The following is a 1,876-nucleotide window of genomic DNA, read 5'->3' as shown; positions in this document are numbered from 1 at the left end:
CCCGCAACCCCAACACGCATCGCCGGACCCGGCCCTGCAGGGCCGCGACGGTCGTACGCTGCTGCTCGGCGCGCTCGGCCTCGACACCCCACGGCTCGTAGCCGATCAGGACACCCTCACCGGCTGGTACGCGTCACCCGGGACTACCTCGGACGGCTGGTTCCTCGCGTACGGGAAAGAAGCGGAAGTTTTCCGCGCCTACACCGACCAACTCGCTCTGCGGTTCGGCGGCCCCCGCCGCCGGGCCGGAAACGTCTGGTGCAGTTGGTACGCCTACTACGAGACCGTCACCGAGACCCAGCTCGCGAAAGACATCGCCGACCTCTCCGGCCTGCCCTACGACGTGGTGCAGATCGACGACGGCTGGGAAGTCCAGGTCGGCGACTGGTCGGCGAACGCGAAGTTCCCGAACGGAATGCGCGCGCTGGCCACCCGGATCAGCGACGCCGGATTCACGCCCGGACTGTGGCTGGCGCCGTTCATCGCGCTGCCGGGCTCCCAGGTTGCCACCGAGCAGCCGTCGCTGCTGCTGCGGGACCCCTCGGGCGCGCCGGTGACCGCCGGCTACAACTGGGGCGGCCCCTACTACGCGCTCGACCTGACGTCACCGGCCGCCCGCTCGCACATCGCCTCGCTCATCTCGACCGTCGTCCACGAATGGGGCTTCCGCTACCTCAAACTGGACTTCATCAACGCGGCCGCCCTGACCTCCGAATCGGTCTACCGCTCGGCCCTCGAACTGGTGCGGTCAACGGCCGGAGACGACGTCTATCTGCTCGGCTCCGGCGCCATACTGCTGCCGTCGCTCGGCCTGCTCGACGGCATCCGCAGCGGACCCGACGTGGCACCGATGTGGGACAACTACGCGACCGTCGACCCCTCCGACGCGACAGCGCGCAACGCGGTGGTCAACAGCATTCACCGGCTGTGGCAGTCACCCCTGATCGAGGTCGACCCGGACGTCGTCTACTTCCGCAGCAAACTCAACCTGCTGACCACCCAGCAACTCCAGTGGCTGCGCGACCTGGCCGTCCTGTGCGGCTTCCGGGCCGTCTCCGACCCGCCGTCCTGGCTCACCCAGGCCGAACTGGCATCACTCCACGAATTCCTGACCGAAAAGCCGTCCGTCCGCCAACTCGACCGCTACCGCTTCACCATCGACGGCCGCCCGGTCGACTTCACTCCGGCCGTCGCCACCGACGGCCAGCTCTACCCGATCTCATGACCACGCTGGCCGCCATCCGCCGCCGGCAGATCCTCGACCTGCTCAGCCGAGTCCACGGCGGCGCCGCCCGTCCCACGAGAGCCGCCCCGCCGTAGATCACCGTGTGGATCAACCAGGCATGCTCAGCGCTCGACCGCGACGACCTCGCCGCGGTCGAGTCGGCACTCCAGGAGGCGCTGTCAGCCCCCCTATCGGTTCAGCTTGGTGCGCCAGTCATCGGGCACAAACCCCGACGGGCCCGGCACACCCTGGGCGGCCGGATGACTGTCGGGCGCCGCCAGCGACGGGCCCTCCCCGGCCTGCTCGCTCGAGTAATCCCAGAACCAGTCCTCGCCGGGCTCGAACGACTGAATAATCGGGTGCCCGGTCTCCTTCCAGTGAGCGGTGGCGTGCTGCGACGGAGAGCTGTCGCAGCAGCCGATGTGGCCGCATTGGGCGCACCGGCGGAGGTGGAACCACCAGCCGCTTCCGTCTAGGCACTCCACGCAGCCGGGGCCGGAGGGTGGGACGTCTGGTTGGATCGGATTGTCGGTCGTCACGGTTTTGAACCTACCCGGTCTTGTTGCGGTTGGCGGGTTGGGGTTTCTTGCGCTGGGACGTGAGCCGGGAGATGGGCCCAAGGTCGAGGTAAAGCATCTAGTTCGACCTTGG

2 protein-coding genes are annotated in these 1,876 nt (G+C 68.4%); one reads left to right on the top strand and one right to left on the bottom strand.

Annotation, left to right across the window (positions count from 1 at the left end):
• Positions 1-1,225: glycoside hydrolase family 36 protein (locus AB0M88_RS53230; protein ID WP_364116317.1), on the top strand; the 1,225-nt coding region annotated here is incomplete at its 5' end.
• A gap of 188 nt (positions 1,226-1,413) precedes the next feature.
• Here AB0M88_RS53230 and AB0M88_RS53225 read toward each other — a convergent pair.
• On the bottom strand, positions 1,414-1,764 hold the full coding sequence (locus AB0M88_RS53225; protein WP_364116314.1) for a UBP-type zinc finger domain-containing protein: 351 nt from the start codon (positions 1,762-1,764) through the stop codon (positions 1,414-1,416).
• Positions 1,765-1,876 lie beyond the last annotated feature (112 nt).

The sequence above is a fragment of the Actinoplanes sp. NPDC051411 genome, assembly GCF_040682075.1.
GTDB lineage: Bacteria > Actinomycetota > Actinomycetes > Mycobacteriales > Micromonosporaceae > Actinoplanes.
This window is presented reverse-complemented; position numbering and strand designations above follow the sequence as displayed.